Origin of the sequence: Negativicoccus succinicivorans (genome assembly GCF_018373335.1) — a bacterium.
GTDB lineage: Bacteria > Bacillota > Negativicutes > Veillonellales > Negativicoccaceae > Negativicoccus > Negativicoccus succinicivorans_A.
Genome location: NZ_JAHAHH010000142.1, coordinates 1 through 1,132 on the forward strand (window position 1 = coordinate 1; position 1,132 = coordinate 1,132).

Annotated in this window: 1 protein-coding gene and 1 pseudogene; both read right to left on the bottom strand. The window is 48.1% G+C overall.

Going from position 1 to position 1,132, the window contains the following annotated elements:
• Positions 1–323 precede the first annotated feature (323 nt).
• The gene (locus KH813_RS06790; protein WP_024049084.1) at positions 324–647 is read right to left on the bottom strand and encodes a hypothetical protein; all 324 of its coding nucleotides are present in this window, start codon (positions 645–647) and stop codon (positions 324–326) included.
• A 1-nt stretch (position 648) separates the two neighbouring features.
• A pseudogene (locus tag KH813_RS06795) lies at positions 649–1,132 on the bottom strand (hypothetical protein); the annotation flags it as partial.

Sequence of the window (1,132 nt, forward strand, 5' to 3'; positions counted from 1 at the left end):
CTAAAGTATCGCAGAAGCATTGGCGCAACTCGGATAAGAATGTCAATGGACCGCCAAGGAATGCTACATTACCACTGTAAATCATTGTTGTGCAATGGCCTTTAGGATCTCTTCTAAAGGTTAGCTAAAGTATAAAACACGCAATGCAGAATTGCAAGTCTTTTTTACAAAAAACAGAGCTTTTTTTTACGCCTTTTATAAACAGTCCCTCACCATATGCCACAAGGCTCGGAAGTATTTTTCAAAAAAGGCTCCCAATGGGCGCTTCAGCCCATTATAAAAAAGTTAAACACAAAGTTTTTCATAACTTCCAGTAAATTTTTTCAGGTTCGATTTTGATGTTTTTTCGGCGCGGTGACGAGCACAATATTGCGTCCGTCACGACGCGCTTCGATCGAAAAATCGACGATTTCGTCTTTGTAGTAGTCAAGCTTGACTTCCAGCAACAATTTGCCCAGACGCTCTTCGAGTTCGGGTGTCAAAAAGCCGCGGTGAAACGAGTCGGTGGTTGTCGATTGCCTTGTCGTCGCGCGAGTGTTTGCCTGTGTTTGGGACGATCTTGTCGCCGTCGTCCGTTTAGCATCGACACCCGCGGCACGCAGCATGTCCGCATCGGTTCTGTCCTTCGGAATTTTATATTTCGCCATGTTACTCCTTCTTCTTCGTTGGTTGATCGTTGGCGGTCATGCCTTCGCCTTCCCGCTGCTGAGCGTAGTTGATCGTGACCTGCGAAAACGGTACCGGTTCGGTGAGTTTGGCGATGGTCGTGAAGCCGACGCCCAAGTACCCGCGCGCCAATTCAATGGCGTTTCCTTTGGAATCCACTTTCGCCGCATAAATGGCTTTACTTTGGTCGACGCCGATCAAACGATAAAAGCCCGGCGGAGAAATCGTGCGCCAGGAGCTGTCGCTGCCGTTAAATGCGTACATGATACCTTCATCGGCATCATCATAAAAGAATACGTCTTCGTCATAAAACACGCCGATCCGACCGATATTTTCCGCTTGGACATAAATGCGGCGCGTATCGTAGTTCGCGTCGGTACGGTAAATGCGGTAGCGTTCATCGGCCACTTTCATTTTCATGTACACGGCATTGGTCGCGGTCGAGTACGCCATCGACGTGACTTTC

What these genes read in the sequence shown, in the direction of transcription:
- KH813_RS06790 (WP_024049084.1), bottom strand. Translation starts at nt 647, where the DNA reads ATGGCGAAATATAAAATTCCGAAGGACAGAACCGATGCGGACATGCTG.